The sequence below is a fragment of the Crystallibacter permensis genome (assembly GCF_025960875.1).
In the GTDB taxonomy this organism is placed as follows: Bacteria; Actinomycetota; Actinomycetes; order Actinomycetales; family Micrococcaceae; genus Crystallibacter; species Crystallibacter permensis.
Window position 1 is genome coordinate 1 of the sequence record NZ_JAODLR010000038.1, and the last position, 21,849, is coordinate 21,849.

General features: G+C 55.3%; 15 protein-coding genes and 2 pseudogenes. 5 read left to right on the top strand and 12 right to left on the bottom strand.

What is annotated here, in order from left to right; translation table 11 throughout:
* Positions 1 to 640: 640 nt before the first annotated feature.
* Positions 641 to 2,089: a hypothetical protein gene (locus B0G38_RS22495; RefSeq protein WP_264671534.1), complete on the bottom strand. Its 1,449-nt coding sequence runs from the start codon at positions 2,087 to 2,089 to the stop codon at positions 641 to 643.
* A gap of 843 nt (positions 2,090 to 2,932) precedes the next feature.
* On the opposite strand from B0G38_RS22495, the pseudogene B0G38_RS23420 reads away from it, so the two are divergent.
* Both B0G38_RS23420 and B0G38_RS22505 read left to right on the top strand, forming a co-directional pair.
* Positions 2,933 to 4,042, top strand: a pseudogene (locus B0G38_RS23420) (transposase).
* Positions 4,043 to 4,669: 627 nt separating this feature from the next.
* Entirely contained in the window at positions 4,670 to 6,070 is a 1,401-nt protein-coding gene (locus B0G38_RS22505) for an O-antigen polymerase (protein WP_264671535.1), read from the top strand.
* Positions 6,071 to 6,245: 175 nt separating this feature from the next.
* On the opposite strand, the gene B0G38_RS22510 is transcribed toward B0G38_RS22505, so the two are convergent.
* The 7 genes and pseudogenes from B0G38_RS22510 to B0G38_RS22535 form a co-directional block, all read right to left on the bottom strand.
* Positions 6,246 to 6,407, bottom strand: coding sequence for a transposase (locus B0G38_RS22510; protein WP_413542104.1), 162 nt, complete (start codon positions 6,405 to 6,407; stop codon positions 6,246 to 6,248).
* 394 nt (positions 6,408 to 6,801) lie between these two features.
* Positions 6,802 to 6,894: pseudogene (locus tag B0G38_RS23385) on the bottom strand (hypothetical protein); the annotation flags it as partial.
* Between the two features lie 54 nt (positions 6,895 to 6,948).
* Positions 6,949 to 7,287 carry a hypothetical protein gene (locus tag B0G38_RS22515; protein ID WP_264671536.1) on the bottom strand — a complete coding sequence of 113 codons (339 nt, stop codon included), beginning with the start codon at positions 7,285 to 7,287 and terminating at the stop codon, positions 6,949 to 6,951.
* Between the two features lie 178 nt (positions 7,288 to 7,465).
* Positions 7,466 to 8,512, bottom strand: a complete 1,047-nt coding sequence (locus B0G38_RS22520; RefSeq protein WP_264671537.1) for a glycosyltransferase — start codon at positions 8,510 to 8,512, stop codon at positions 7,466 to 7,468.
* 104 nt (positions 8,513 to 8,616) lie between these two features.
* Positions 8,617 to 9,885, bottom strand: a complete 1,269-nt coding sequence (locus tag B0G38_RS22525; RefSeq protein WP_264671538.1) for a lipopolysaccharide biosynthesis protein — start codon at positions 9,883 to 9,885, stop codon at positions 8,617 to 8,619.
* Positions 9,886 to 11,811 (bottom strand): glycosyltransferase, encoded by a 1,926-nt coding sequence (locus tag B0G38_RS22530; RefSeq protein WP_264671539.1) that lies wholly within the window; start codon positions 11,809 to 11,811, stop codon positions 9,886 to 9,888.
* Entirely contained in the window at positions 11,765 to 12,739 is a 975-nt protein-coding gene (locus tag B0G38_RS22535; RefSeq protein ID WP_264671540.1) for an NAD-dependent epimerase/dehydratase family protein, read from the bottom strand. Before B0G38_RS22535 ends, B0G38_RS22530 begins: the two co-directional genes overlap by 47 nt.
* 375 nt (positions 12,740 to 13,114) lie before the next feature.
* Here B0G38_RS22535 and B0G38_RS22540 point away from each other — a divergent pair, with 375 nt between their 5' ends.
* Both B0G38_RS22540 and B0G38_RS22545 read left to right on the top strand, forming a co-directional pair.
* Entirely contained in the window at positions 13,115 to 14,998 is a 1,884-nt protein-coding gene (locus tag B0G38_RS22540) for a DUF4012 domain-containing protein (protein WP_264671541.1), read from the top strand.
* Between the two features lie 148 nt (positions 14,999 to 15,146).
* Positions 15,147 to 15,791 (top strand): LPXTG cell wall anchor domain-containing protein, encoded by a 645-nt coding sequence (locus B0G38_RS22545; protein ID WP_264671542.1) that lies wholly within the window; start codon positions 15,147 to 15,149, stop codon positions 15,789 to 15,791.
* Positions 15,792 to 15,841: 50 nt separating this feature from the next.
* Here B0G38_RS22545 and sufU read toward each other — a convergent pair whose 3' ends face one another.
* The 4 genes from sufU to B0G38_RS22565 form a co-directional block, all read right to left on the bottom strand.
* Positions 15,842 to 16,318, bottom strand: a complete 477-nt coding sequence (gene sufU / locus B0G38_RS22550) for a Fe-S cluster assembly sulfur transfer protein SufU (RefSeq protein ID WP_264671543.1) — start codon at positions 16,316 to 16,318, stop codon at positions 15,842 to 15,844.
* The gene (locus tag B0G38_RS22555; protein WP_264671544.1) at positions 16,319 to 17,635 is read right to left on the bottom strand and encodes a cysteine desulfurase; all 1,317 of its coding nucleotides are present in this window, start codon (positions 17,633 to 17,635) and stop codon (positions 16,319 to 16,321) included.
* Between the two features lie 302 nt (positions 17,636 to 17,937).
* A complete protein-coding gene (gene pth, locus B0G38_RS22560) occupies positions 17,938 to 18,525 on the bottom strand; it encodes an aminoacyl-tRNA hydrolase (RefSeq protein WP_264671545.1) in 588 nt (195 codons plus the stop codon).
* A gap of 8 nt (positions 18,526 to 18,533) precedes the next feature.
* Positions 18,534 to 19,139: a 50S ribosomal protein L25/general stress protein Ctc gene (locus B0G38_RS22565; RefSeq protein WP_264671546.1), complete on the bottom strand. Its 606-nt coding sequence runs from the start codon at positions 19,137 to 19,139 to the stop codon at positions 18,534 to 18,536.
* A gap of 320 nt (positions 19,140 to 19,459) precedes the next feature.
* Between B0G38_RS22565 and B0G38_RS22570 the strand changes: the two genes are divergently transcribed.
* On the top strand, positions 19,460 to 21,052 hold the full coding sequence (locus B0G38_RS22570; protein ID WP_264671547.1) for a tyrosine-protein kinase domain-containing protein: 1,593 nt from the start codon (positions 19,460 to 19,462) through the stop codon (positions 21,050 to 21,052).
* Positions 21,053 to 21,849 lie beyond the last annotated feature (797 nt).

Sequence of the window (21,849 nt, forward strand, 5' to 3'; positions counted from 1 at the left end):
AATTACACCGCACGTATTATGCTCAGAAGCGCCGCCAGAACGGCGGCCTGATCATGCATCGCAGCAGTGGATTTCACCACGAAACGCGGAGAGCCGATTAAATGGTTGTCTCCATGTGGAAGCGCCCCTGGCGAATGTCAGGATGGCGGCGGTGATGAACCTGTAACCGGGCAGGTTCTCGATCGCAATGGCAGCATCAGGGTGCGCGGCGCAACCTCTGTCAAGTCGTGTAGCTCCTGTCATTGCAGGATGCCTTACGGGCATACACCACAGCAGGGCTATGGTCCCTTCACATGACTAGCACCCGTTTTCACGACGAATCCACGGACGACCGCAATCACGGTCGTCGAGCCTAAGGCAAGAAACGCAACTAACCACCGACTCATCGTCCTCAACCGCCGATGCGGCACCGTTAAATGTGTCATACTCCGAGGTGGAGCGCTTCAAGGCAAAAACATCCGTAGTCGCGTTGACAAAAAGGTAACGGCACCCAAACCGATAAGGTTTATTAGCCGAGGCGCACTTAGCGCCTTGCCCTCGGATTGAGTATCGGCGAGTGAGCGATCATTCTGTTAGGACAGGTGGGCCCGAAAGCAGCCCTTGGCCTGAACGACGTTCACCTTGGACGAATGATTACTCCTCAGATGGAGAGCAATGGCCGCCAGAATCCATATACGAGAACACAATTACGCTCCTTACTAATAAACACTCTGGCGTCAGGATATGCAGGCAAGAAATCAAGCAGTATTACTTTTCCATCCGGCCATACAGCAAAGAGACCATTAACGTTTCCTCCGCTGGCACCATTGAAGCCGACAAAATAATATATTCCAGTGTCTGGGTCAACTGCACCGTAGTAAGGCATTACGCCCCACGTCTCGCCACCTAATATAGCTCTTGCTGTGTTCACTGTGGCTGTCGCAGACTTGCTACTGTAGACGTACGCTACTGTTGGCGACTCGACAGCCTGTATGTAAGTGTCAATGGGTATGAAGTCCTGGCCTTCTGTACGAATGCGTGAACCAATGTCCAGAGCGGAAAATTTCGCCGAGATTGAGGATAACTTATTGGATCCTTTTACAAGCTGCAAATCCGTTATTCGACGGGATGGGAGCCCATTAGGCACGGCCATATACCGATGGGATTCCTTTGCATGCCATCGAGGAGTATGAGCTGACTTGTCCGCTTTGTAGACCACCAATCCGGTTGTCACATCAGAAGCAAAGTAGATCCAATCGCTATCGAAACTGATTTGAACGGCCTGCCAGGCTTGCATGGCCCCGAAACGTGGTTTGACCCATGTTGCTCCATAGTCCGTTGAATAGTAGACCCAACCACTGCTCCCAGCATCCCCCGTTGTCATCCAAACATGACCGGGATTATAGGGATCGGCTGCTATGGCATGGACATGCCTAGAGGTAAAACCTCCGGGCCCTAAGACTCTTTCCCAATCCGTGCCATTAGCCGATCGGTAAACCGATGGTCCCTCTGACGCGTCTCCGTATTCGCCCCAATATATGAACTGGTCATCTGCAGATAGAGCTGTCGAGATGATGGCGGATCCTCTGGCACCTGTAATTAGCGGCTCTGACCATACGAAAGCGCTTGTCCCAAGGGCTGGCTTAGCGCGTACCACAATAGGCAAACTGTTGTCTTGCCGCAGAATCTGCATGTAATACATTCCTTTAAAGAGTATTACTGCAACATGCCCTGCGTTCTCAGCCTTTGATGCGGCTTCAGGTGGCAGATTTTTGCCCACCCAATGTGCTGGGCCAATGGAGCTGTTTTCATTCTGAGCTAGGCCATAGGAACTGATAGCTAAGACTGCATTCGGAAACACTCCTACGATTGATCGACCGGTATTTGCTTGACGGGTTTGGCCTACCGGTGCCGCCGAGCTTATTCTTGGACCCCCAGCACGCACTTCTTTCGCGATTGCCAACTCGAACTCAGCTGTGGACATACCTGATGGTGCTACTGCTGTCTCGGCTTTGCCCAGTAGGCTTGAAATCGCCGAGCCAGCAGTCGACCCGGCGATCAGCGATAAAGCTGCTCGTCGCCCGAATGATGGTATTTCAAATGTCGACACGTGTGCGCCTCCTGATTCAACTATTGCTTTGGAATCAGTTCCCCAACTGATAAGCCTCATACTTGCGTCATACACCTAGGAAAAGGTTGGAGGAACGTACAATATGACACACTTTCAGCGCTCCGCATCACTCTAAAATCTGTGTCTATTCTATTCTTTAGGCTCCTCATTCATCCATGAACGTACCGTGAAATGCATGATGCCAACAACATTGTGTTCGCGTTCTGGGACAGGCCACAGCAGCGAAATTTAAGTTCTTATCCAGTTCGTTGCTGATTCTGGGGGATGACTAATCGACGTAACTATGAGGCACACAATTTCGATGACCGCTGGTAATTGGTGGTCGGCCTCAGTATTGAGAGGTTTCAGGTTGTTTCAGGACTCGTAGTAGTCCCACGACGCCATCCCGGCGACGAGTTGACAGCGAAGCTGGTGCTCGAATGTCCTGTGGCGCCCTCGACTTCGATTTCTTTACACCGGTCAAAGACGTCGCAGAGCGGTCAATCAGCCAGGTCTGCCGCATGTAAGCGAGCATAAAGACCGAGGAATTGGCTGATAATCCGACGCAAGGATCCTCGTGGATGTTGCACGTAGGAAGCTCACCGCATTGGATTACCAGTTCTCGGAGCGCTCCACCAGCGCCACCGTTGCCGAGATTAGGGATGCATACCGGCGCGGCGACGAGAGGGTCCGCCGGCACATCACTAAACCCGGGCGACTAACCCGCGGTTTTCATGGGTGAGTGTCTGAATGCGTGAGCTTAAACAGGGAAAGAGTGCTCTGAGGCTGGGAAATAATTATTGTCGAGACCGTTATTCCGCACAGTGAAGCAGCACCCTTCCGGTGTCTAATCTTACCCGTGATTTTCCGTCCGTTCCTGTCACTTTACCGGCCAGTCGCTGATCTCCCACGCCGGGCTCAGCGTCCTCCCAGGCTTTATGGACGCGCTCGGTTTCGGTTGGCTTTGCGAGAACCGGCTGGCCAGTTCGTCCCCTCGGGTGCGCAGCACTCTCCGGCAAAGTCCTCGGCTCACTCGCGGCGATGCTGGCCGCTGGCGGTGAGCACGTGGCAGACTTGGACATGCTGCGCGCCTCGCCCGGCCTCATTGGGCCGCTACCCTCGAACCCGACCGTTTCGCGATTCTTGGAACGCACTGCGGCGAACCCGGAACTCTTCGCGTATGGCTTCGAAACACACTCCCGCGAACTGCGTTCCCGAGTCTGGGACGCGGCCGCGAAGCGCAGCCCCGCGGGCAGGGCGGCTGCGGAACCGCTGATCATCGACCTTGACGCGACCCTGGTGACGTCGCGATCAGATAAGGAAAACGTCGCCGGAACGTATAAGGTCGGCTACGGTTTCGCCCCGTACGTTCCCTCCTGCGACGATGGTGCCGGCTATCGCAACGGGGAGGTCCTGGCGGCCCTGCTGCGCCCGGGCAACGCCACGGCGAACAGCGCCGATGACCATATCCGCGTCTTCGACGTCGCGACCGCCCAGCTCCCCGAGACCTTCTTCGATACCGGCGGGGCCCTTCAAAGCGAGAAGATCCTGGTCCGCACCGACAGCGCCGGTGCCTCACGGAAATTCCTCTGGCACCTGCATGCCCGGGGGCGCAGTTCTCCATGTCCTACCCGGTCCCGGTCGGCAAGGCCCACACGATCGATTGGATCAACCGAAAAAGGTACTAGGAGCCGGCTCTGAACCGGGACGGCAACGACCGCACCGACACGTGCGTCATCAACGCCACGCATGTGATACCGAAGGCCTGGGGACGTCAAACGCTGGCGCTATCGGCTTTTCGCCATTGCGGGGAAGATCATCACCCGGCCCCAGCGCAACCATCTGATCCTGCCCGACACCGCCCCGGAACTGCCGCTGATCAACACCGTGCTCAAGGCAAACTCCCGGATCGCAGCTAGGGTCAGAAACGCCGGCGCGATCCTGAAGACCTGAGACGCACCCACTGATGGACGTCCCTGCCAAGAGAAAGAAGACCACCACCGGGAACGTGGAACCCGGGGCACGCGCGCGCTCGATGCTCGCCACCGAAGCAAAGCAGCAGCCTTTCCCACCGGCAAGAACCTTCGCGATGTCAAGCGGCACACCGTCTTCGATCCCGGCACCGATGCTGCAAGCCCTGCATACCTGGAATGGGTTCGTCGCAAGGACAACCCTGAGGTCTGCGGCCCCTCGGGCACAGGGACGTTCTTCCTCGAAGCCCTGACCCAGCAAACCATCGAGGAAGGCAAATGGGTCGCATGTTTAACTCCAGAAGACCTCGACACCTTGATCGGACTGTTGTCCGGTCCAGTGGATTAGGGCGTGACCTTATGTCCCGTGGTGGTGGGGGCCTCTTGCAGGCCTGCATTCCAACCAAGTCGCGCTCTGAGGAATGGGTCGACGCTTCAAGGTGCGATTTTGAGTACAACCAACGCTCGCATGACAAATCGCCGCATGAGTGCTTCCCCCTATAGGATGGAGAGCTGAAGAATAGACGCTACGTCCGACAGCAACCACGACCGCAGCAACTGCGCAATTCGGCGTGTTCTCGAATGGCGGTCGATCATCCGGGAGAGATCTTTGGTTTACCTGTTCCTCGCATTGTGTCTCGGCATGTGTGTCGTCGCCCGAGCTCTGCGCATGCCCGGCCTAAACGCTCTGACTGCACTGGCCATACCATGGGCTCTCATTATGGTTCTGGCCAGCCTGCCACAGAGCCTTCAGCCGGTCATGAAAACAGGCGCCTGGACTATGATAACGACCGGCGTTGCCAGCATCGCGATTGGAGCCATAATCGGTTGGGTCGTTCCCTTCGTTAGCGCTTCACCAACAAAGCCACTCCCCAAGATAGACCTTATCCGCGTAGCCAGAGTTCACTGGCTAAGCAACGGTATTCTGGTGTTTTATAGCCTCTTGCAGGTGCTAGATGCATGGCCCGTAATACAACAACTCGGAGGTCTATCGGCGGTTTTCTCACCATCAGGACTTTTGGGAAATGAATTCAAACATCAATATGATCAATATCGTGTTGAAGTAGTTCAAGAGGGCTTTAGCACGGGCTCAATAGTCACGGGCATCCTAGGTTACGTTTTATTTCTTGGCCACTTCTCCATCTACACTGGAGCAGTCTTGTGGTCGGCAGGGAAGAGACTAGCCGCTGTTGTACCATTGCTCATATCGGCGAGCTATAGCTTACTAAGCCTGCAGCGAACCTCCTTTGTGATGTGTGTATTGTTATTTGTGATTGCCGCATATTTCATTGGGCGCCATTATAAGATACTCAACGGGCGACCATCGAATACAACCACGAGGAAACGGCCCAAAAAATCGCGAATCGCCGTCATTGTAGGTGGCGTGATGTGTCTGCCGGTTTTATTAGTACCGCTTCAACTTCGAAATGCCAGCTCGAATAATTCCACAGGCTTCCAATCATTGATGGAGTACCTGATCGCTTCTGTTGCAGGGCTCAATGCGCGGATGGGAAGCGGATTCAGCTTATCCACTCCTCCTGCTGAAGTAATTGGCGAAGTAGCTCCTTATCCAGGCTATGGGTCCTACACGTTTACGGGACTCTCGGGATTATTAAATCGACTCGGGCTACCGGTTCCAATTGCTCCGCATTCTTTGGACTATATGTCCGTCAAAATTTACGGACATGAGTTCACTACAAACACTGGAACCTCATTTCTCGACTTCTACCTTGACTTTGGCTGGGCAGGCGTGGTTGCCCTTTCGATGATTTTGGGGTTCTTGGCGTCCCTCGCTATAAGGAATGTGACCCGAGGGAACCTTGGATGGATCCCCGCTGCCAGTTTTTTAGTCACTACACTTGTGTGGTCATTCTTCGTAAATGCACTTCTCGGAGATTTCAGGTACATCTATTTTACGTTCCTCAGCATCTATTTGCTGCCTAAGATACTCTACTCTCGTAGAAATCCTCGTGGTGATGTGCAGTATTTTGGCCTTTCCAATCAGCGTTGATTTTCTGATGTGGAAACAATGTTGGAGCAGACGTAAATAAAGTCAATCTCCAGTACTGGTAAGGCTTTCCGGCTCTCCGCCTTTCCTGGTGAATTCCGCGGCTGCGGCGCAAGATCAGGCCGCCCTTCTTGCGGCGTTTCTGATAATACTTACAGAGTAAACGGACTCGTCGCATTTAGACATGGTTGCTGGATTTCTCCCGGTACGGTCGATTGCCGCCGGCGGCGAGTAACGACCTGAGTCTGTAGTTGGTGTAATTGCGGAATCCCCTGGCGATTCTGTGCGTGGTTTCGATGACGCCGTTGACGGCCTCGTTGGGACCGATGGAGGCGCCCACGGTGTCGAAAGTAGGCCAGGGTATCGAAGTAGGCCAGAATTGCTGATTTCCAGGCGCGCAGGGTGGACCGAGTATGGCGACTTCGGGGATCGGGCAGGTAGGGAACGCGGCGAGGAACCGGCAACGAGTTCACGTCCCCTCTCCGGGCGGTCGTGGCAGACGGATCGGTCCTGCTGATAGCGCTGCCAGGCGAGGCTGACCTCGTACCGCCGGTCGCCGACGGCGAGTGTAGCGTCCAGTCGTGCAGCCTCCTTCTCGGTCAGGTGTTCGGCGCCGATCTGCAGGGTGCGACGGATCCTCAGAGCAGATCGCCCGCGCGGCCGCGGTGTCCCAGGGTTTCCTGCTGTACCCAGCGCCGGACGTCATCGACCATGGCGTCAGCCAGCTTCACGACGTGGAACGCGTCCAGACCAGTGGTCGCTTCGGGCAGTTCGTCACGGATCGCCTTGGCGTAGCCGCAGAACGGATCCAGGGTCGCGGTCTCGATGCCGGCAGTGAATTGGTTGTCCCGGTCTTTGAGCCAGTCAGCGTAGGCGGGCGCTTAGCGTCCTTCGACGAGGTCCAGCAGGCAGGCGCGGACCTCCCCGTCGGCGTCGCGGGTATACTCGATGATTCCGCTGACCATGCCGGCGCCCGGTGGGCCGGTGCGCGACCATTTCATGCTAATCCGCCCCGAGGCGTTGATGCCCCGGAGCCGGTCCGTGCTGCCGGTACGCGGATCGGGATCGGGCAGGATGGCGTTCCAGGTGGTGTGCCAAGAGACGCCCAGCTGCAGGACCAACGCTGAGTCGGACGTATCGAAACGTTCAAGAGCGTCGGTGGCCCAGGCGACGGCGCGGGAACACCAGTGCCCGTCCGGGCAGGAAGGACCATGCAACATGTCAGGGCCTCTGAAGGATTGGTTGCTTGGTCCCTATCAATTCGAAGAGGTCACGACCTCTTCCCCCTGACTCGGCCCGCCGCCCTATCGGACAGCGGCGATTTCAAAGGTCCTTAGACTCCGAACCATGCCCGAATGCGAAGACCCGCAATGTCCGAAGTTCCCGAAGGTAGAACCATCAGAGAATGCCATAACTACAAGCAAGCCTCGAAGCTTGAACAATCCGATTATTCTCTGCGAGGAAGTCGTCCCATAACTCTAACGCGCTACGACAGTTGTCATTGTCCTGCGACATGTCGATGACGATCGACGCTACGTCCTCCACACTCGTCCCGACGACACTCAATGGTACAGACGAAAAAGCTTTAATATTCCTTACGATACTGGGAATTCGCAAGGCGTTCGCCTCAAGGATTACCATCGGGAAGCCATCCCAAGCAGAAGTATGTAAGTGAATGTTCCCTGCTGCAAAATGCTCAAGCGCATCTTGTCTCGAACACCATCCTGTGACTTCGACACCAGATGCTATGAGCGTAGCTGTGTCTTCCGCGTCGCCCGCGCCAATCCACTTAAATCGAACCGAGGAATCGGTTTGACGCACTATTCTGGCAACGGCAGCAAAAAATCCCGGGTCACGTGCGGGCGTTATTCGTCCTGAACCAACAACAGTGATGGAACTACTTGACGCACCGTAATCTAAAGAAGGAAATGGTAGCTCAAACACATTTGGTACGTAAACGACTCGGTGACGGCGAAAATGGTATTTGCTGAGCTCGGCCTCCCGGGGTGAACACGCGGCAATAGCCGAGGTGTTGAGGGCCAGCGCAGCTTCGATCAACCGGAATATTGTCCTCAAAAAAGGAGATAAATCCGCTCGTTCAAAAGCATAACCATGTGGTGTGTACACTATGGGTCGTTGACGAGTCGAAACTTGGCTTACCCGCACGAAGAAGCCTGCATAGCTAGAATGAGCATGAATTACATCGGGACTGAGTTCACGGATAGCAAGCTTGATCGCACGGATCGCTGCAAGAGGTCTTTTCGGAAGCTTTCTCACAGTAAGAAAGCTGCTAGTTTCACCGCTGTCAATGAAATCGCCGCTTCGTTCCCCTCCAAGTAGATGGTGTTCGAACTCAGGGAGTACTTTGCTGTATTGAGTGATTGCGGAGGCAACACCACTTGCAAAGCTCTCAGTAATATGTAGAACACTCCGACCTTGCTTCACCTTTTGCTGCCTCTCAATTTGATCCTGCTAGGTCCGCAACAACTACGCGCCGAAGAGCCGTCGCAAATACTCGCCCAAAATCTGACCACCTGGCAACACAACGACTAGACCTCCAGCGATTGCAATTCATTTTGCCCACTCTCGCGCTTATAAACAGCAATGAACATAAAAAGCATAAACAGGGCCAACAAACAGGAGCACGCCAAAGAAACGAAAATAGCAACGCTCGGCCCAAAAAGTGGAATAAGAACGATGTTGGCGCCGACGGAAACCGCGGCAATCAAGAATTGTGCAACACTGCGTATTGCTTGCTTTCCTAGGCCCATAAGCGCATCACCAAACAGGTAATGAATGCCATTGAATAAGAGAGCCCAGGCCAACCAATACAGCATCTGGCTTGCCTCTTGGTAACTGTCACCTAACACGATTGGCACAAGCGGAGCACAAATTATGACCAGAATTGCCGCAGCGACTGCATATAGAATAGAGAAAAGGAGGGGTCGCTTCATCGAGCGCCACAACGCTTCAGGCCCGTTCCTTCCTTCCCGAAAGAACGTAGTATTAGACGAGTAAACGATAGCTTGAATGGGAGCAAAGGCCATTGTGACAATGCGAGTTGAAGCGGACATAGCCCCGGCGAAATCAATGAATAGAAACTTATTAAGTATGTACTTGTCAGCTTCCATATAGATGGTTCTCGACGACATTCCCAAAGCAAAAAATGTGCCGGATCTCCAAGTGTTGCGAAGGGACGTCAGGGAAAGCTTAGGTGCTCCATGAAATCTCACTGCCCATCCAAGAGAGAGCAGCGCCGAACATGCGGTGATGACTGCGTACCATATGGACCATGTGATTGCATCACCTAATCCTGCCGACCACGCGACGAATAACCCCCCAACGCGTACAGCACCTCCCATAATTCGGCATACCGAGTTGCGCGTCATATCGTCGCACGCTTGAAACACCTGGATAGCCAAGTCGAATATCCTCACAGCAACCAGCTCAGAAAACAGGAGTGGTAGTAGCACCCGCACAAATTCCGGGCTCGTATAGATCCCCAATAGCCATGCGATCAATCCGAAAGGAACTGCTGAAATAATAATGTAGACAAGAGCGGTACCTAGTTGGCTGTTGAGTAGATGACGATCATTCGCAGCTTGTAGGACTAGGACTTGTCCACTTCCTAGGCCGACGAGACCGGAAAACACAGCGGTCAAGGCAAGAGCACCAGCCCAAAGACCAAATTCCTGCGCTCCTAGCGCGCGCGCTAAAACTATAAAGTACACACCTTGTGTCGCAAAACCCACTAAATACGACACGAGGGTTTTTGCTGCTCCTGACCTCAGGAACTCACTTATCTTCAACCGTTTCATTCAATCGGACTTCTCCACTGGAGTGAAAGATATTTGGAAGTCGCCCGCTTCGCCAGCCTGTACGGCTCGTCTCAATACATCAAAATTGGCAGACGATCGTTGCGAATTCGCCAGCATCCTCGTGATCAAGAGATAGATTCTCTTATTAAAGTAATATCTGATTCTTGTCGATTTTGATCTCAAGACTTGATTGTCAAGGTAAACTCGATTTCGAACTGCAAAATATATACGCCCCTTTGTGGAGGAATTTATGATTCGTGCTGGTCCGATACCCTGAGCTTCCTGAGTCCATTTAGTGTCAATGTCATCTACAATCACTCCTGGTTGCAACACAAGTCTTCCTTGAAGTGCAATTCTCGACGTCCATTCAGAATCGTCCTCATAGAGGCCGAACCGCATATCGGGAAGCCCAATTCGACCAACGGATTCCCGATCCAGGAATAACCCTCCGTATGGTGCTACCGGTATTTCAGGCGTGTGAGTGAATCGAGTGTTTGGACGTGCGCGCAAAAACTTCCGCTTCATAAAATGGAGAGCATCAAAGTACAAGAAGGAACCACTCGGTGGATAAGCATGCACGTGATCGATGCCTTCGACGACTCGGGCTTGTCGAGGGTTCTCGGTTCTGAAGGCAGCCACGCCAGCAACATCAGAGACAGTTTTCAGTTGTCGATGCGTGTTCCACATCGAATCCACATTCCCCTGCGTTATGACATTGTCGTCGTCTAGTAGCCAGAAGAAATCATGTGAAGTTTCAAGGGCCGCTCCTACGCCAGCGCTGTAACCAGGAGCAGACCCTTCGTTCGATGTCAGACGGGTAACGATTACTTTCTTCTCAGCACTAAAGTATGCGTTTAGACGAGTGGAATTATCGAACTCAGAACCATTATCGACCACAAGCACTTCGCTGCACCCCGCTTCAAGCGCACTCTCTACAGTTCTTCGGACCAGATCAAAGCGATCTCCATAGGTCACCGTTACTGCGAGAACGGATGGCCTCTGACCTGCTCTTGAAGCCTGCTGAATATTCGTTAGCTGCCTACTCGCGGCGCTGAACTCTTCCTCAGATAACAGTTCAGCTTTTCTCGCGTATAGCACGTTGGAGAGACCGGACCTCGTCAAAAGGGCGAACAATTGTTGTTTGACCAACGATTTGGCCTTTCGAAGATGTATTTCCCATCTGCTCTTGGCCATAAATGAATACATCTCAATAATTATGCGGTCATATTCCGAATTTCTCTTCTGCCGTTTAGCATCCATTGCCCTTGATACACGGTAGTACAACAATCTATCCGTAAGCTTGTCGAAACTGGAGGTGGGAGATGTCCGCAACCAGAGCTCCTTGTCCTGGCCGCGCAGCAGGGATTCGTCATACGGGTGCCTTATGAACCAATCCGTCTTTCCTAGAACAGTTGGATGAGTAAAAGCATTGCTCGTAAGGAAACCGTTGCTCGTGAGCGGAAGCTCTGGTTCCACGAACCCACCGACCAAGCATCCAGAATCATCTATCAGATACGCGTGAGTCCCCACAACATCAATCTTCGGATTACGCAGCAGATGGTCGGCCTGTACTTCCAAACGGTTCGGGAACATAATGTCATCCCCGTCCATCCGGGCAAAATACTCGCCTCTAGCCAACTTCACAAGTTCGTTAAGAGTAGCGGCCAAACCCTGACGTTTTTCACTCTTATAGTGCCGTATCCGTTCATCTTGGAAGCGAAAGGCCACTGATTCCGTTTCGGCATTTGGTGCGTCACCGAAGAGGATAAGTTCCCAATTATCTGTCGTTTGGGTCAGGACAGATTGAATGGCCTCCGCTAGCATCTCGCCTTGATCCGTATAAGGTATCCCAACGGAAATCATCTGCTGCTCCACTATATTAGGCCCACTCTTCCGCGTCAGCCTGCCCCAAGGTTTTTTGGGCACTTAACCATTCATATTCAGATCTCAGTCCCGTCTCTATATCTATGGACGGTTTCCACTCTAGGAGTTGTGCAGCGAGATCGGTGCTTCCTCCTGTTCTTCGGACGTCTCCCAACGCAGTTTCTTGGTAGTCGACCGCGATAGGTGCTGCATGAATTTGCCGGATAACCTCGATGACTTCATTTACGCTCACTGAAGCGCCCCCAGATAAGTTGATCACTGAACCCGGTGCGGGACGCTTTCGCCAAGCAAGAATGTTCGCTTTAACAATGTCATCGACATGAGTAAATTCACGGATCTGCTCCCCATCTCCATACACCTCAATCGAGCGGCCCTCCAAGGCCGAACGGATGAACTTGTTGAAGGCCATGTCAGGGCGTTGCCCCGGACCGTAGACCGTGAAGTATCTCAAAGAAACCGTTGGCAGGGAGAAGTTCTTTGCGTAGAGGCTGGCAAGTTGCTCCGCCGCTAACTTGGTCACCCCATACGGACTCTTGGGAGCCGGCAAATCGTCTTCCGTTGTTGGGAAGCGTTCAGCATCACCGTAGATCGAGGAAGACGACGCATATACGAACGCCTCTAATGTGTCGATTTCGAGCGACGCTTCCAATAGTCTTTGCGTCAAGTCAATATTTTGCCGTGTATATTCTACAAATTCCTGCCCCCAGGACTTTCGGACACCTGGCTGACCAGCTTGGTGGAATATGGCTGTTGCACCCTGCAAGAAACTGAGATCAGCGCTAAGCAAGTCGTCCTCAATAAAGAGATAGCGCTCACTAGATGCCGTCCGGTTTTGCTCTTTTATGCTCCTTGGATAGTAGTCTGTGAAACAGTCGATACCGACGACACTTGCGTCCGAAAATTCGGACAACAAACTTTCAACCAGTCGGCTACCTATGAATCCAGCAGCGCCTGTAACCACAAACTTCATTTATTTCCCCATTCGATTTCGCATCTGTCACACAAAGCCAAAGCGGCCTAGCGCACAGAAAGACCACCTTAGCAGTTTACGACATCGTCAATGCTCCTTTATAACCGCGCATAAGTTACGCGCCAGGGCTAGGAGCAGAGGTGAATCGCCTTGCGATGCAGGCAGGTGGATCTCGTTGATAAGTCAGAATATCTGAATCGACCGCTGGTGAGGAGGGAACCCTGCAGCAACTCCGAGCAGTCGACCGGCGACTTGTGCGTAGCTCTCGTGTTGCGCTCCTAGTTAGGCAGCCACAGGGTAGTACATTTCGTCCGACGTCCGGATCTCGTTAAGGTGGACGATAGTGCCACGCCCATCATCCAGTGAAGGACTAAAATGCCGAGCGGTGCAAGAACCACGACGAAAGCACACCAGGGACGTGTGGTGACGGTACTTAAGCGTCGGCAGTCCGCAACAGGCCGCAAACAACAACGACGAGCACTGGTTCGAATCCTTTTGCCTCTCGCGGCACTTGGTTTGGTATTAGTTGTGGCTGCAGGTTGGCTGGCCTTCCGGGCGGTACAGGTTAAAGACAATCTGGAAGCCGCAACGCAGCTTCTGCCTACCCTGCAAACAGCAATTATCGAGGGCCGCCTCGAAGATGCCACCGTCAGTCTCGAAGGGATAGAAGCGTTTACAGCTGAAGCACGCGTCGCAGGATCCGATCCGCTATGGAGAGCAGCTGGAATGTTGCCTTGGTTTGGTCAAAATTTCGCCGCAGTTACCGACATGACTGTGGCAGCCGACGTCGTAGTCAACGCTGCTGCTCCCCTGATGGACTCCGTTGAACCTGGCGGACTCGACGCGTTTATTCCTAATGACGGAAAGATGGACTTGCAGTCGGTTCAGGAGCTGACGCCTAAATTGACTCGAGCGGCTTCGACTGCCAACGCTGCCCACGATAGTCTCACTGCTATCGATGAGGAACGGCTTGTGCCGCAACTGTCACAACCCCTTGACCAGGCAACGTCAGCCTTGGACACCGTCCGGCAGTCTCTTGACGGCGCGTCTTCAGCCGCGGAGGTTCTTCCTTCAATGCTCGGTGCAGACGGTGACCGGAATTTTCTGATGCTAGTACAGAACAATGCCGAGGTCCGGGCCACCGGAGGCATTGCCGGCGCGCTAGTGGTGCTGAAGACAAGTGACGGAGAAATCGAGCTAACAGATCACGGCAGCGCATCAGACCTCGGTCGGTTCAATCCGCCGTTAGATGTCGACGAAGAACAAGAGAAGATTTACAGCACTCGCATTGGTGGGTTTATGCAAAGTGTGAACCTCACACCTGACTTCCCCACTGCTGCCAGGACGGCGCAGTCTATGTGGGAAGAGAAAAACGCAGATACTGAGATCGACGGTGTCCTAGCCATTGATCCGGTTGTTCTGTCGTATCTCTTGGAGGCGACGGGCCCTGTCAAGCTCAGCTCGTTGAATGAGCTTCCGGTTGATACGGGGCAGCTTCCTGTCACGCTAACGGCGGACAATGTCACCGAAACGCTTCTCTCTGACGTGTATCGCGAGGTCGAAGAGCCGTCGGCTCAAGATGCATATTTCGCGGCCGTTGCCGAGGACGTTTTCTCCGGCATGACTAGTGGTGCTGCCGATCCCGTGAAGCTGGTCAAGGCAATACAGAAGAGTATGGAAGATCAACGGCTATTCGTGTGGTCGGAGTCGGAGGCTGAGCAGGAAGTTATCGGCGACTCGGTTCTGGGTGGTTCCGTAGCCACAAAAGAACCATCTATCGGGGTCTACTTCAACGACGGGACCGGCGCCAAGATGGACTTCTACGTTCAACGGGAAGTGCAACTCCTGGAGCGCTGCCAGCCTGACGGTTACTACCGCTATGCCGTCCAAACAACCCTTACGAATACGGCCCCAGCAGACGCGGCGGAATCGTTACCAGACTACGTTACCGGTGGTGGTGCCTTCGGTGTAGATCCGGGAACCGTCAAAACGAACGTTTACGTATACGGCCCAGCGGAGTGGTTCCTCGATGGAGCTTCCAGAGATGGCGACACGGTTCCATTCGGTTCTTACCGTCATGGTGCAAGCCATGTGGGCGGAGTGACCGTAGCTTTAAAACCCGGAGAAAGCACAACTGTCGAGTTCGAGTTCTCCACACTTTTTGAGACGGCAGAACCAGAGCTACGGGTAACACCCACCATTCAATCGCTATCCGATGTGGTCAAATCCACTTCTTCTGCTTCAGACTGCACGTCCTAGTGTTAACATGGGGTTAAACGTTGATGAAGTGAATTGTCTCAAGTTGCCGCAAACGTTTCATCACTGGTACCGTCAAAACTGAACAAAGTTATATCGCGTTGCACCTGCACTCAACCTGACCCACGGGGGATCACTTATGAAAAAGACCATGACCGCATTGGCCATTGCCGGATCGCTGACCTTCTTGGGCGCCGGCGTTGCACAGGCTGGAGACTTCACCTACCCCGGTGAAGACATCAACGTTTCCGTCAACGACTCTGTTGTCAACATCGGACAGGTTTTCATCTTCAACGGATCGAACTTCGCGCCCGGTGAAACCGTCAACATCACCATTACACTGCTAAATGAGCCCACCGCGGCCGGCTCAGCAGGAGGGACTGGCATTGGCGGTGGCTTCGGCGCTGGCGTGACTGGAGTCATCGTACCCGCCACCGTTACCGACAACCTTTCCACCGAGGCCGACGCCGATGGCAACTGGGCCGTCGAAATCGCCTTGGACACTCCCGGCGAGTACCTGCTAACCGCCGTTGGTGAAGAATCCGGCGTCGAGTCCTCTGCAACCGTGACCGTTGACGGAGCTGCCGATGGTTCGGTAGCTGGTGGAACTGATGACTCAGCCGCAGGCGGAACCGGAGCCGGTTCGGATGCTGCCAGCGATGACGCAGTCGCCAATGGCGACCGTCTGGCTGACACTGGTCTCGACTCCAGTGCGCTGCTGTGGGGTGGCGCTGGCGTGCTGGCACTCGGCGCAGGCGCTACCGCAGTGGTAGTTTCCCGCCGCAAGAACGCCTAGTCCACCCTGACGTAGCAAGAATGCCCGGAACCAATCGGTTCCGGGCATTGTTATTTCTGTATCCTCGAGTTGGCTGCCAGAAGAGCTTCTTCCAATGCCACCCAGGCGAGCATGGCGCACTTGACGCGTGCTGGGTACTTAGAGACGCCTGAGAACGCCGCCGCATCACCAAGGATCTCTTCGTCAGCCTCAAGGCTGCCCCGGGATCGCATTACCTCACGGAACTGGTCTACGAGTTTCATGAGCTCATCTCTTTCCATGGAAAGCGCCATGTCGGAGAGAACGGATGCGGACGCCATGGAGATAGAACAGCCTTGCCCGTCCCAGCTTATGCTCGAGAGCGTCCGCTCCTGGCCGTCTGCGTGCACGGCGGCACGCAGGGTGATCTCATCTCCGCAGGTGGGGTTGAGCATGTGGGACTCCCCCACCTTGTCACCCTCAGGTGTTTCTGCCAGGCCAGCGCCGTGCCGGAGTTTGGCATGCTCCAGGATGATCTGCTGGTACAGCTGCTGCAGCTCGGAACTCACTTACTTCACTCCAAAGAACGGGCGGACTCCGGCGACAGCTTCCAGGAAGGCATCGACATCGTCGGTGGTGCTGTACAGATAGGTGCTGGCCCGGGTGGTAGCTATCAAGCCGAGCCGGCGGTGCAGTGGCTGCGCACAGTGGTGGCCCACGCGGACGGCAATGCCCTTGTCGTCCAGGAATTGGCCCACGTCGTGGGCGTGTACGCCGTCAACATCGAAGGCTGCGAGACCAATCCTCTCGGAGCCGGCTCCCGGGCCGAGGACCCGGATGCCGTCGATCTGCTCCAGACCTGTGACGAGGCGCTGCCCGAGCTCAACTTCCCACGCGTGGATACGGTCCATCCCGGTTTCCTGCAGATAGTTCACAGCGGCCGCCAGTGCCACGGCCTGGGAGATGCGCTGTGTTCCGGCTTCGAAACGTGTAGGTGAGGGAAGGTAGGCCGCGTGCTCCATGGTGACTGTAGTGATCATGGAGCCGCCGGTCAGGAACGGCGGCATCGCGTTGAGCAGCTCTGCCTTGCCGTAGAGCGCGCCGATACCGGTGGGCGCGAGCATCTTATGACCGGAGAAGACAGCGAAGTCGACATCGAGCGCTTTTACATCCACAGGCAGGTGCGGCACGGATTGACAAGCATCTAGCACCACGAAGGCACCTACTTCCCGGGCCATCGTCACCAACGTTTCGACCGGGTTGATCGTGCCCAGAACATTGGATGCGTGGGTGAACGCCAGGATCTTCGTCTGTGGCGTAATCACGGTATTGGCATGCTCAAGTTGCAGGGCGCCGTCGTCGTCTACCGGCAGGTAGGTTAGAGTAGCGCCGGTGCGGAACGCCAACTCCTGCCAAGGGATCAGATTGGCGTGGTGTTCCATCTCGGTCACGACTATTTCGTCGCCCTGCTTCAGCACGAAGGGTTCGGCTTCCTCTCCCCCGCGACCCGCGGTGGCATTGGAGAAGGCATAGGTGATGAGGTTGATAGCCTCGGTCGCGTTGGAAGTCCAGACCAGTTCGTTGGTGCGGGCGCCAATAAAGCCAGATACCGTTTCCCGGGCAGCCTCATAGACGTCAGTGGCTTCGACGGCAAGGCTATGCGCACCGCGATGGACGGCGGCGTTACGTTGCTCGTAATATTCCTGCTCGGCTTCTATAACGCTCAACGGGTTCTGCGACGTCGCGCCCGAGTCCAGGTAGACCAGCGGGTGTCCGTTGACTTCCCGGTTCAGGATGGGGAAGTCATTGCGGATACGCAGGACCTCGGTGTTGTCGATGGCGCCGACGGAGTGCTTCAGCGTTGTTGGAGTGGAAACCACAGGCACTGCGGGTGCTCCTTGTTTGACTGGATAGAATCAGCTGTCCGCAATACGCAAGACAACTCTGTCCTAATCTTCCCATGCTCGGCCCGCAGAGGTCATGTGAGTGGCGCCTAATTTGCTTCCGGATGACGTGCATCCAGGCGCCAAAAAGGGACCGACGATGGGATGGGGGTGGCCCAGTCTCAGAGGCCGCCCATCGTCGGCCCCCGCTTTCGGAGCCAATATGGCTATGAGCGACAAAAGCGCTCGGCAGGATGGCTTTCGCCCTCCCGACAATCGATACTAGACGTTCAAGTCAGTTTCGTCTAGCTGATCCTCGCATGGAACTTCTGCTGCGCCGCCAGCAGCCCCTCGTCCACCATCAACTCGACCGCATCCGCGGCATAATCGATCAGGAACGGGAGTTCCTTCTTCTCTGCGGTTCCAAAATCCCTGAGGACATAGTCCGCCGTATCCATCCTGCCAGGGGGACGCCCCACGCCAACGCGGACCCGATAATAGTCTTTCGTCCCGAGAGCTTTGGACATGTCGCGCAGACCGTTGTGGCCGCCTTCCCCGCCGCCCATTTTCAGCTTGAGGGAGTTGAAGGGGAGGTCGATCTCGTCGTGCACCGCGACGACACGGTCGGGTGCAATGTCGAAGAACTTCGACAGAGCTGACACCGGCCCTCCTGAGAGATTCATGAAGGTGAGCGGTTTAGCCAGGATCACCTTCGGCCCGCCGATACGAAGCCGTGCTTCGAGCACTTGGGCGTGGGCCTTGTGGGACTTAAACGACCCTCCAATTCTGGAGGCGAGCTCGTCCAAGACCATCTGCCCGATGTTGTGCCGGTTATGACTGTAGCCGGGTCCGGGGTTCCCGAGCCCGACTACAAGCCAGGTGTTGCCATTCACTGAAAGGATTACTCGGCGGACTCAGCGGGAGCAGCAGCTTCTGCAGCGCCGCCTTCAGCTCCCTCGGCTTCCTCAGCAACGGTAGGAGCGGAGATAGCGGCGATCAAGGTGTCGGCCTCGATCACGAGGGTGGTCCCCTTCGGCAGTTCCAAATCACGGGCGTAAATGTGCTCGCCCACCTGGCGTCCTTCAACGTTAATGGTGACCGACTCCGGCAACGCCGTAGCGTCGGCTTCCACTGCTACGGTGTACTCTTCCAGCTCCAGGACAGCGCCCGGAGCAACTTCTCCTTCAACATGGACGTTGACGTCGACGTGCACCTTTTCGCCCTTACGGACGGTGAGCAGGTCCACGTGCTCAACGATCTGAAGGATCGGATCGCGCTGGATGTCCTTGGCGAGGGCGAGGTGCTGTTCGCCCTCGACGTCCAGAGTCAGCAGAGCGTTGGACGTACGGAGTGCAAGGGTGGTTGCCTTGGCGGGCAGCAGGATGTGCATCGGCTCTGCGCCGTGGCCGTAGATCACTGCGGGGATTTGCTCGTTGCGGCGCGCGCGGCGGGCAGCGCCCTTGCCGAATTCGCTGCGGACTTCGGCAGCCAGTTTCAGATCAGACATATCTGTCTCCTTGGGAGTAATAGGATTCTCTACGGTTCAATGGCCGGAGCTACAGGAAAATGTCTAGAAGGATCTTATCTAGCCACCGTCGATAACGGACACTCCACAAGATCTATAGAGTTCCCTCGCCTAGGCATCGTTGCAAAGTCTATCAGCGGGCCGCTGAGTGACCGAATCCGCAGGTGACGGTACGGAAAATGAAATCTTTAACTTGAACGCGGCAAAGCGAGGCCTCGCTACCTTCCGTTCATGTAACCTGCGTTAGACTTTAGGCTGACTTGGGGCCAGATGACCGCCATTGGAAGGACTGCAAGAGTCTCGTGGAATTGAACCAAACCGAAGAGCAGCCGCAAGGGCTCGAGCTCCGGGACTATCTCAGGGTCCTGCACACATACTGGCGCGGCATCGTCGCCATCACGCTTCTGGTAACCCTACTGGCCTTCGGCTGGACGTTCTTGCAGAAGCCTGTCTATGAGGCGCAGTCAATGGGTCTCGTGACGGCCGGCGCCGGCGAAGACATTAACCAAACTCTGGCGGGCGACAATCTAGCGAAGTCCAAGGCGACCAGTTATGCCAGCGTTGCCACTACGCGCCCTGTTGCCCAGGCTGTTATCAACGACTTGGGTCTCAACACAACGCCGGCTCAGCTCATAGAGCGGATTGAAGTCGAAACCCCCCTGAATACGGCAGAACTTCGCATCACTGCGTCTTCCGAGGATCCGGCGGACGCCAGGAACCTAGCCGATGCTTGGGTCACGGCCCTGATGAATCAGGTGGAGGAAATCGAGACATCTGGCACGGGCGCCGAAGAAGCCGCTGTGCAGATTGTGGCACTCGCAGATGCGGCGCTGCCGACCTCACCGGTCTCACCTAATATGAAACTCACCTTGGCCATCGGAGCCGTTATTGGTCTGATGCTCGGCTTGGCTTACGCGCTGATCCGCAACCATCTGGACCGCCGGATTCGCTCCGCAGAAATGATCGAAAAACAGTTCGGTGTCCCTGTCATCGGTACCATCCCGATGGACCGGCGGATGCAGGATCACCGCAAAGTTGTCGAAACGGGAACCGTCGAGTTCCAGAGCGACCGGGCCAGCCACGCTATGTCCGAGGCCCTGCGTGAACTTCGCACGAACCTTAGTTTCGTGGATGTCGATAATCCCCCTCGGATCATTGTCGTGACCAGTTCGGTGCCGGGTGAAGGCAAGTCCTCAGTCACGGCCAACCTGGCTGTCACTATCGCGGCCGCAGGTAAGCGCGTGGTAGTTGTCGACGGCGACCTGCGCAGGCCGGTTGTAACCAGCATGTTCGACCTGGTTCCAGGTGCCGGAGTCACAGACGTACTCAGCGGCCAGGCAGACCTCGAAGACGTGCTGCAGGTATGGGGCCAAGTACCGAACCTAGCAGTTCTCGGTGCCGGCCGCGTGCCCCCAAATCCCAGCGAACTCCTTGGTTCCCATGCCATGGCGGACATGCTCGAACAGCTTGCGGCACATGCCACGGTCCTCATCGATGCTCCCCCGCTGCTGCCTGTCACAGACGCCGCAATCCTCTCCAAGGTGGCAGATGGTGCCATGGTAGTAGTCAATGCAGGCAAAACGACAATGGACGCATTCGACAAGGCGCTGGGAAACCTTGGACGGGTTGATGCACATGTTCTTGGCGCCATCCTCAACCGGGTGCCCACCCAAGGCGCGGACGCGGCCCAGTACGGATACTACGGCCAGTACTACCAGCAGGATGAAGAGGATCTCACGCAGAAAGGCGGCCGCCGTAAGCTGAAGCAGCCGCGCCGCGCCGTTCCGACGCCTTCCCCCAGCCCGAGCTTCGCCTCCAAGTCTGAGGAAGAATTTTCGGCCCTACTGAGCGGCCAACCAGTCTCCGATCCCCGCATGCCGCGTTCTAGACGCTAGCAGCTACAGGGCCGGTCTACACTAGAAGCTTGCATTCGCCCTCGGTTTCTGCGGATTCCGAGGGCGAACGCGTATCCAAGACCACTTTCGAGGGTTACGTGCTTCGATGTAGTACAGGAATCCACGGCTCAGACGCCTTGACTTCCGCAGTCCTAGGAGTGTCGGCCCACCTACTGAGCTACAAGTAATTCCGGAGGGATGAATCGGGTCCAACACCACGAAGATTGTCAACGCGGCGGTTGCCTTCCTAATGGGATGGGTTTGCTCGAGGACGCCAACGACGGGACCTGGCGTGCCATATGGATACAAGTGCCAGCCGGTTCGGCTCGCACAAGCACATAGCAGACAGCCGAACCAACGCGCGCGTGTCAACCTGACCCTACCAGTCGAGAACAGTCCACCCAACCGCCCTTCACTCCTCCAGACCAGTCTCAAAAAGCGGCCCCCGCAGTTCAACAAACTCAGACCTGCCCAACACTGTCTCTTCAAAACAGAACCTAACATGTCAGTCCCGGGTGTGCTCGCAATTATCGCTCATCCCTACTTTCTCCAACGCCAGTGAGCAACAAAAATGTCTCCGGGACCCTTGATGAAGTCCCGGAGACGGATCGCCGTGCTGAGGAGAATCGAAGTCTCGCTAGTAGGCTCCCTCTTTAGCTACAACTGCTTTGACTGTTCGGGCAATGATGGTCAGGTCACCTGCTAGGAATGCGCTGAATAATTTTGGGGGGGTTTAAGGCGCGCCTGCTGGAATATTTTCCTGCCTCGTTAAGACTGGATTCATGCAAGGAGTTGAA

Bases quoted from the DNA above. Each gene is read 5' to 3' on its own strand.
- B0G38_RS22565 (WP_264671546.1), bottom strand. From the start codon at position 19,139: ATGTCTGATCTGAAACTGGCTGCCGAAGTCCGCAGCGAATTCGGCAAG.
- B0G38_RS22525 (WP_264671538.1), bottom strand. From the start codon at position 9,885: ATGAAACGGTTGAAGATAAGTGAGTTCCTGAGGTCAGGAGCAGCAAAA.
- B0G38_RS22535 (WP_264671540.1), bottom strand. From the start codon at position 12,739: ATGAAGTTTGTGGTTACAGGCGCTGCTGGATTCATAGGTAGCCGACTG.
- B0G38_RS22545 (WP_264671542.1), top strand. From the start codon at position 15,147: ATGACCGCATTGGCCATTGCCGGATCGCTGACCTTCTTGGGCGCCGGC.
- B0G38_RS22540 (WP_264671541.1), top strand. From the start codon at position 13,115: ATGCCGAGCGGTGCAAGAACCACGACGAAAGCACACCAGGGACGTGTG.
- B0G38_RS22515 (WP_264671536.1), bottom strand. From the start codon at position 7,287: ATGTTGCATGGTCCTTCCTGCCCGGACGGGCACTGGTGTTCCCGCGCC.